General features: G+C 68.8%; 8 protein-coding genes and 1 pseudogene. 7 read left to right on the top strand and 2 right to left on the bottom strand.

Features of this window, described 5'->3' with window-relative positions; all coding sequences use genetic code 11:
* The 3 genes from G6019_RS17785 to G6019_RS11975 all read left to right on the top strand — a co-directional run.
* A partial coding sequence (locus G6019_RS17785; RefSeq protein ID WP_375539763.1) for a hypothetical protein occupies positions 1 to 111 on the top strand: 111 nt, incomplete at its 5' end.
* Positions 108 to 626 carry a nuclear transport factor 2 family protein gene (locus G6019_RS11980; RefSeq protein WP_182613546.1) on the top strand — a complete coding sequence of 173 codons (519 nt, stop codon included), beginning with the start codon at positions 108 to 110 and terminating at the stop codon, positions 624 to 626. The genes G6019_RS17785 and G6019_RS11980, both read left to right, overlap by 4 nt.
* Position 627: 1 nt before the next feature.
* On the top strand, positions 628 to 1,533 hold the full coding sequence (locus G6019_RS11975) for a TIGR03619 family F420-dependent LLM class oxidoreductase (protein WP_182613545.1): 906 nt from the start codon (positions 628 to 630) through the stop codon (positions 1,531 to 1,533).
* On the opposite strand, the gene G6019_RS11970 is transcribed toward G6019_RS11975, so the two are convergent.
* Positions 1,523 to 2,527, bottom strand: a complete 1,005-nt coding sequence (locus G6019_RS11970) for an alpha/beta hydrolase (protein WP_194305682.1) — start codon at positions 2,525 to 2,527, stop codon at positions 1,523 to 1,525. The genes G6019_RS11975 and G6019_RS11970 overlap by 11 nt on opposite strands.
* A gap of 19 nt (positions 2,528 to 2,546) precedes the next feature.
* Entirely contained in the window at positions 2,547 to 3,791 is a 1,245-nt protein-coding gene (locus tag G6019_RS11965) for a cytochrome P450 (protein WP_182613544.1), read from the bottom strand.
* A 171-nt stretch (positions 3,792 to 3,962) separates the two neighbouring features.
* On the opposite strand from G6019_RS11965, the gene G6019_RS11960 reads away from it, so the two are divergent.
* The 4 genes and pseudogenes from G6019_RS11960 to G6019_RS11945 all read left to right on the top strand — a co-directional run.
* A complete protein-coding gene (locus tag G6019_RS11960; RefSeq protein WP_182613543.1) occupies positions 3,963 to 5,129 on the top strand; it encodes a steroid 3-ketoacyl-CoA thiolase in 1,167 nt (388 codons plus the stop codon).
* Between the two features lies 1 nt (position 5,130).
* Entirely contained in the window at positions 5,131 to 5,718 is a 588-nt protein-coding gene (locus G6019_RS11955; protein WP_182613542.1) for a GNAT family N-acetyltransferase, read from the top strand.
* Positions 5,719 to 5,798: 80 nt separating this feature from the next.
* Entirely contained in the window at positions 5,799 to 6,218 is a 420-nt protein-coding gene (locus G6019_RS11950; protein WP_182613556.1) for a nitroreductase family deazaflavin-dependent oxidoreductase, read from the top strand.
* 267 nt (positions 6,219 to 6,485) lie between these two features.
* Positions 6,486 to 6,812 (top strand): annotated as a pseudogene (locus tag G6019_RS11945) (hypothetical protein); the annotation flags it as partial.

Here is a 6,812-nt window from a genome sequence, read left to right as displayed (position 1 = left end):
TGCGCTGAGGAGCACCAGATCCCGGGGGCGCGCAAGGCCCTCGGCCACGCCTACGGTGGCGGGTCCCAGTTCTTCTCCATGTGGGTCGTCGGATCGGAACGCAGGCGATGAGCAACCCCTACCTGGACGCCGGCGGCATGTACCGGCCGCTCGAGATGAGCGAGGCGGCGTTGGCGAGCCCCGCCTACGCCGCCGCGCGCCGTTCGTGGGCCGCGACCAACGCCGGCGACCGCGACGCCTGGATCGCCGGGTGGAACCCCGAGGGCACCATCGAGGATCCCGTGGGGCCGTCGATGTTCGACGCCGAGGGCATCGGTCACACCGGCACCCAGCGGCTCCTGGAGTTCTGGGAGAAGGCCGTGGCCACCCCGGACCACATCGAGTTCCGGTTCGACCGCGGGATCGCCGCGGGCGACGAACTCCTCTGCGTCGGCACCATGCGGACCCACATGGGCTCCAGCGTCATGGAGATCGACATCGCCGTGGACTACCGCGTCGACTCCCAGGGGCGGCTTCTGAACCTCCGCGCCTTCTGGGAACAGGACGTGGCCATGGCCTCAGGACTACGACCGCTGACCGACGACGACCGCGCTGCCATCGCCGGTGCCGTCACGAAGGGCGGCTGACATGAGCCGTGTAGTGGACGCCGAGTTCTCCGTTCCCATCTCCTTCTCCCCCGTCGACCAGATCATGGACATCGCCCGAGGGGCCGAAGCCGCCGGTTTCGACCGGATCGTCCTGCCCGACTCACTGTTCCACCCGCGACGGCAGGACGAGGACTACCCGTACACCCCGGACGGCTCCCGCATGTGGGACGCCAGCACCCAGTGGGTCGAGCCCCTCGTCGCCTCCGCCGCGATGGGCGGGGCCACCTCCCGCATCCGCTTCTGCCCGCAGGTGCTCAAGGTCGGACCGCGCAATCCGCTGCTGCTCACCAGGCAGGTGGCGTCGGTGGCGCTGCTGACGGGGAACCGGCTGGACCTCGGCGTGGGGATCGGCTGGGACCCCAACGAGTTCGAGTGGTGCGGGGCGCCGTTCAAGGGCCGCGGCAAGCGCACCGACGAATCGCTGGCGATCATGCGCGAGGCCCTGCGGGGTGAGTGGATGGAGTTCCACGGCGAGCATTTCGACTTCGACGAGCTGATCTTCACCCCCGCCCCCAGCCAGCAGGTGCCGTTCTACGTCGGCGGTCACACCGAGATCGCGCTCAAGCGGGCCGCGAGGGTGGGCCAGGGCTGGACCAGCGCCATGATGGGCTATGACGAGATCGTCACCACCGTCCGGCGGCTGGGTGAACTCCTCGAGGCCGACGGCCGCTCACTGGCCGACCGGGGAGACGGCTCGCCCTTCGCGATCCAGGTGGTCTGCCTGGACCGCTTCGGCACCCGGGGCTTCACGGAACTGGTCGAGGCCGGGGTCACCGACATCATCGTGATGCCGTGGATGATCGACGGCCACGGGTTCGACTGCTCCACCGAACAGAAGCTCGACTCCATCGCGGCCTTCGGCGAGAAGTACGGACTCAGCGACTGAGATCGATGTCGCGGAGGCACGCGAGGATCTCGCGGTGGGTGTCCTCCGTGGCCTCCAGGTGCATGAGATGCCCCGCCGGCGCGGAGATCGCCCGGACCATGCGTACGTCGTCGTGATGTCGCCCGAGCCTGGAGAGCGGATCCCGTCCGTGGAACCCCTCGAGATCGGGGTCGTGCTCGGAGTAGAGGAAGTAGAACGGCACCGGGTTGGTCTGTCGCTCGAACTCCTTCCGCGCGGACCAGGACGCGTCCATCGCCCGATACCACTGCAGCGGGCCGGCGAACCCCGTGCGGGCGTACTCGGCTTCGTAGACGTCCATCTCCTCGACCGAGAACCACGGCCACGGCAGTGGAGGCGCCTCGGGCAGCGCCTCGAGATAGGTCGACCCCGGGGGGTGCTGCCACACATCGAGGTAGTGGTAGTCCGCCGACAGTGCGTAGAAGACCCTGGTGAGGAACTCCCGCTCGCGACCGGCGAGATCGGCCTCGGCCACTCCCGGCCGCGAGAAGTAGTGGAGGTGCAGGAAGTGCTTCTCGGCCATCATCGCCGAGCCCTCCAGCGGCGGGACCGAGCCGGCGGTACCCATGAACGGGTTCTCCATCCCGATCACCGCCCGCACCCGCCCGGGTTCCAGATGGCAGGTGTCGTACGCGACGCCCGCCCCGAAGTCGAAGCCCACCAGCACGATCCGGTCGGCCCCCTCGGCGTCGCACACCGCGAGGACGTCGTCGACCACCTCGCGCGGCGAGTAGGCCTCCACGTCGGCGGGCGCGTCCGACCGCCCCATGCCCCGCAGGTCCGGTGCGATGACCCGCCACCCCGCGGCGGCGAGCACCGGGATCATGCGGTGCCAGGTGAACCAGAAGTGCGGGAAGCCGTGGAGGAGGACCACCGTGCCCGGGCGGCCGTCCGCGGGGGCGGGCTCGGCGACGACGTAGTGGAGCCGAACGCCGTCGCGGTCGACGTGGCGATGGTCTCGCACGGAGCCGGACATCAGGACGACGAGCCCCGGGTCAGCGCATGACCGGGCATTTGTAGTCGACCGTCCACTCGGTGATGCCGTTGAGCCACCCCGAGCGGATGCGGGAGGGCTCGCCGAGCGCCTCCAGGTTCGGGAGGTGATCGGCGATGGCGTTGAAGATCAGTTCGATCTGCAGCCGGGCCAGGTTCGCCCCGATGCAGTAGTGCGGGCCGTTCCCGCCGAAACTCAGGTGCGGGTTGGGGTCGCGCAGGATGTTGAACGAGAAGGGGTCGGTGAACACGTCCTCGTCGAAGTTCGCCGAGCCGTACATGATGGCGGCGCGATCACCCTTCTTCATGGTCACGCCCCCGATCTCGACGTCCTCGGTGGCGGTGCGCTGGAACGACGTGATCGGCGAGGCCCAGCGGAGGATCTCGTCGTAGGCGGTCGCGGGACGCTCTGCCTTGAACAGCTCCCACTGATCGGGGTTGTCGAGGAACGCGACCATCCCGTGCGTGGTGGCGTTGCGGGTGGTCTCGTTGCCGGCGACGGCCAACAGCACCACGAACCAGCCGAACTCGTCGGGGGTGAGCCGTTCGCCGTCGATGTCGGCCTGGATGAGCTTGGTCACCAGGTCGTCTCGCGGATCGACCTCACGCTTGGCCGCGAGCTCCTGCGCGTACGACAGGACCATGGCATTGGCCATCTGCGACTCCTCGACCTTGCCGGGGACGTCATAGCTGGTCATCTGGTTGGACCACTCGAAGATCTGGTGGCGGTCCTCCAGCGGGATGCCGATGAGCTCGGCGATCGCCTGCAGCGGCAGTTCGGAGGCGACCTCGGTGATGAAGTCGCCGCTGCCCTTGGCCGCAGCGGTCTCGACGATGACCCGCGCCTTCTCGGCGAGGTGGTCGCGGAGCTTCTCGATGTTGCGGGGGGTGAAACCCTTGGAGATGGTGCGCCGGTACTTCCTGTGCTCCTCGCCGTCCTGGTTGATGAACAACAGGCGGGTCAGTTCGACGATCTCGCGCTCGGTGCCCGGTGCGAAGCGCGGGATCGCGGTGTTCTCGAACGTGGAGAACACCTCGTTGGTGCGGCGGGAGATCTCCTTGACGTCCTCGTGCTTGGTGACCACCCAGTAGCCGTCGTCGTCGAACCCGTCGGCTCCGGGCTCGTTGGCGCACCACCGGATCGGCTCGGTCCGACGGAGGTGGGCCCACTCGGGATGCGGTAGGCGCTTCTCGTAGAGCTCCGGATCCGTGAAGTCGAAACCCTCGGGGATGGTTACTGCCTGCACTTGGTACTCCTTGACCGCGTCGGATGCGTCTCGTGCTCGGCGACCGACGACCCCGGGATACTGCGAACCCGGGATCCGAGCGGTAATCTAGAACACGTTCCACCCACCATACTAGAACACGTTCCTCTCGGGCGCCCGATCCACTGTGCCCGTTCTTCCGGAAGGACCACCATGGGCAATCCCGTCATCGTCGAGGCCGTTCGTACCCCGATCGGCAAGGCGCGCGGCGCACTGTCGGGCCTGCACCCCGCACACCTGTTGGGGGCGTCCCAGAAAGAGGTCATCCGGCGCGCCGGGATCGACGCGTCGCTGGTGGAGCAGGTCGTCGGCGGGTGCGTCACGCAGGCCGGCGCCCAGGGCAACAACGTCACCCGCGGCGCCTGGCTCGCCTCCGGACTGCCGTGGCAGACCGCGTGCACGACCATCGACTGCCAGTGTTCGTCGGCGCAGCAGGCCAACCACTTCATCGCCAACCTCATCCACGCCGGGGCGATGGACGTCGGCATCGCCTGCGGCGTCGAGTCGATGAGCTGGATCGCGCTCCGCGCGGCTGTCGGCGACGGCTCCAACGGCATGCCCCGGCCCGACGACTGGCAGATCGACCTGCCCGACCAGTTCACCGCCGCCGACCGGATCGCGCAGCGGCGCGGATTGAGCCGGGCGGACCTGGAGGAGCTGGGCGTGCGGTCCCAGGCCAACGCCAAGCGCGCGTGGGAGGAGGGCCGCTTCGACCGCGAGACCTTCGGCGTCGACGCCCCCGAACGCCTGAAGGACGGAACCTACACCGGCGAGACGGTGACCGTCACCCGGGACCAGGGCCTTCGTGAGACCACCGCGGAGGCGCTCGCCGGCCTGAAGCCGGTACTCGAGGGCGGCCTGCACACCGCCGGCACCTCCAGCCAGATGTCGGACGGATCTGCCGCGGTGCTACTCATGGACGAGGACGTCGCAAAGGCACACGGGCTCCGGCCCCGCGCCCGGATCGTCCACCAGGCACTGGTCGGAGGCGAGCCCGAGTACCACCTCGACGGCCCCGTCCAGGCCACCCAGCGCGTGCTCGACCGCTCGGGCATGTCCATCGCCGACTTCGATCTCTTCGAATGCAACGAGGCCTTCGCCTCGGTGCTGCTCAGCTGGGCCGCCGTGCACGGTCCGGACATGGACAAGGTCAACGTCAACGGGGGCGCCATCGCGATCGGACATCCTGTGGGGAGCACCGGGTCTAGGCTCATCACGACCGCCCTGCACGAGCTCGAGCGAACGGACGGCGAACGCGCCCTCATCACGATGTGCGCGGGCGGCGCCCAGGCCTCGGCGAGCATCATCGAGAGGATCTGACATGAGCAGCACCACCATCGAGACAGCCGCAGCCCGCCGGAGCGAGGTCTTCGCCGCCATCTCCTCCGCCAACGGCGCGGAGGACGCGGCGGAGGCGATCGCACACCTGCTGGCGGTGCCCGTCGACGAGGCACGCGAGGTACTGAAGACGCCACTGGAGGCGTTCGTCGGACACACGACCAACCACCCGGTCGGTGCGGGGCCACACGGCTTCGCCCTGTTCCCGTTCCGCGACACTGCAGACCACTCCGACCTCTACCATTCGCGCTCGTCGGACGAGACGTCCGCGACGGCCGGCGAGTGGGACCAGCAGAAGACGGAGGAGGAGCGAAAGGCGGGCCTGGCACGGATCGAGAGCGAGTCGGCGATGTGGTTCGTCGCCGTGGACACCTCCCGCGACCAACCGGTGGGCCTGGTCTTCGGCGAGCAGATCGACGACGGCGATGTCGACGTGGCCATCTGGATCCACCCCGACGAGCGCAAGAAGGGCTTCGGCCTGGCGGCACTCAAGGAGAGCCGACGCGAGTTGGCGGCGTTCTTCCCGGGCAAGCACGTGATCGTCCGCGCACCGCTGTCGAGCTCGAAGTGAGCGAGAGCCACCCCGGGGTGGAGACCGGCGTGGACGATCCCCGGCGCTCCAAGCCGTGGGTTCTCGGCGTCATCAAGGTGATGTCCCGGGTCAACACCTGGTCCTACCGCGTCTCCGGCGGCCGCATCGGCGGCAACTGGAGGGTGGGATCGGCACTCACGGCGCCGGTTCCGGTCTGTCTGGTGACGACGACGGGGCGCAGGTCCGGCGAACCGCGAACAGTGCCGCTGCTCCACCTCCCGGACGGTGACCGGGTCCTGCTGGTCGCCTCCCAGGGGGGACTGCCCACACACCCGCAGTGGTACCGGAACATCCTGGCGAACCCGGAGGTCACCATCCAGGTGGGGCGGAGGACCCGGGCCATGACGGCGAGGGAGGCGACCGCGGAGGAGCGCGCCGAGCTCTGGCCCCGACTCGTCGAGCGCTACGCCGACTTCGCGTCCTACCAGGCCAACACGAGCAGGGTGATCCCGGTGGTGATCTGCGAACCGACCGGCTGACTGCGAGACCGCCGCCCCGGCCGGGGCCTCTCCACTCGAGAGGCCCCGGCCGTTGTCGTGGCCCTGGATGTTCTCTTATTCCACTTACTGCTCGCGACGGCTGTTTATCAGTCCATTATCACCTCATCCGTCACTTCAGTACCACTTCCTGAGCAAACCGTTGACACCCACTCAGCCTTAGAGGATTCTTATGCGCGTTAGAAGTCCGGACCCGGATCCGCAGGATCCAGTCGTCCGAGGGGTCACACCACCGAAAGGACCTCCCCCATGAACAAGCCCACCAGGGCCGCCGCGGTCGCGGCATCAGTACTCCTCGCCGCGTCCGGCGTCCACGGCACGGCCAACGCGCAGGATCTGGGCAGCATCATCGACGCGCTCGGCCCGATCACCGGCTCCATCGGAGACCTCGACGGGGGCTCGGCCGGCCTGGATCCGCTCAGCGGTTCCGCCGACCTGCCCGCTCTCAGCTCCGAGCCCCTCGCCGGGTCCACGGCCCTGCCGGGGAGCTCGGACCCGCTCGGCGGATCGGCTGAGCTGCCGGGCAGCTCGGACCTGCTCGGCGGATCGGCCGCACTCCCGGGCAGCTCGGACCTT

The sequence above is a fragment of the Dietzia sp. DQ12-76 genome (genome assembly GCF_014145045.1).
Lineage (GTDB): Bacteria > Actinomycetota > Actinomycetes > Mycobacteriales > Mycobacteriaceae > Dietzia.
The sequence above is the reverse complement of the archived record's forward strand: the minus strand, read 5'-3'. Positions and strand labels throughout refer to the sequence as shown.

Excerpts from the sequence above, each read along its gene's own strand:
- G6019_RS11980 (WP_182613546.1), top strand. The coding sequence starts at position 108 with ATGAGCAACCCCTACCTGGACGCCGGCGGCATGTACCGGCCGCTCGAG.
- G6019_RS11975 (WP_182613545.1), top strand. The coding sequence starts at position 628 with ATGAGCCGTGTAGTGGACGCCGAGTTCTCCGTTCCCATCTCCTTCTCC.
- G6019_RS11970 (WP_194305682.1), bottom strand. The coding sequence starts at position 2,527 with ATGTCCGGCTCCGTGCGAGACCATCGCCACGTCGACCGCGACGGCGTT.
- G6019_RS11960 (WP_182613543.1), top strand. The coding sequence starts at position 3,963 with ATGGGCAATCCCGTCATCGTCGAGGCCGTTCGTACCCCGATCGGCAAG.
- G6019_RS11955 (WP_182613542.1), top strand. The coding sequence starts at position 5,131 with ATGAGCAGCACCACCATCGAGACAGCCGCAGCCCGCCGGAGCGAGGTC.
- G6019_RS11950 (WP_182613556.1), top strand. The coding sequence starts at position 5,799 with ATGTCCCGGGTCAACACCTGGTCCTACCGCGTCTCCGGCGGCCGCATC.